A 655-nucleotide genomic window follows, 5' to 3' on the forward strand; every position below is an offset into this window, starting at 1 on the left:
GCTCTTTCGAAAGCCTACCCTGACTGTTTTCAGTCAAGTTCACTCTTTTCCAAAGCCTTCAACGACGAACATATTCGCTCTTTTCGAGTACATAAAACTCTATTTCCAAAACCCAACCAAACCGCCAAAATGAAGTTCACCGCTGCTTCCGTCCTTGCCTTCGCCGCTGGCGCTCTGGCCAACGCTTCCTTCGAGACCTCGGCCACCGCTGAGGTCGTCTATACCACCGAGGTCGTGACCGCCATCACCACCTACTGCCCTGAGCCGACCGAGATCGACCTCGGCACCACCACCATCACCGTCACCGAGGCCACCACCCTCACCATCGAGGACTGCCCCTGCACCATCAAGGTCCCCGTCACCACCGTCTCGGACGTCTTCTGCTCGGCCTGCCCTCCGTCGTCCTTCACCACCTCGTACGGCTCCGTCTTCCCGACCCCGGCCGAGCCCGAGCCCACCAGCGAGCCCGAGCCCGAGCCCGAGCCGACCACGGCCGAGCCCCCCGTCGTCACCGCTGGTGCCGGCAAGGCTGCTGCCCTCTCTGGCGGTGCTCTCGCCCTGGGTCTCGCTGCCGTCCTGCTCTAAGCGAGTTGCGCGTCGCCGACAAACACGACCCCCGAGGGATGTAAGGTCCGTGGACATTGACCTGGGCTCG

1 protein-coding gene is annotated in these 655 nt (G+C 62.7%); it reads left to right on the plus strand.

The features are described 5' to 3' along the window. The coding region (locus tag ACYVR3_RS16165; RefSeq protein ID WP_461245023.1) for a hypothetical protein at positions 1-585 on the plus strand (585 nt) is incomplete at its 5' end. Positions 586-655: the final 70 nt, after the last annotated feature.

The sequence above is a fragment of the Secundilactobacillus muriivasis genome, from assembly GCF_054785195.1.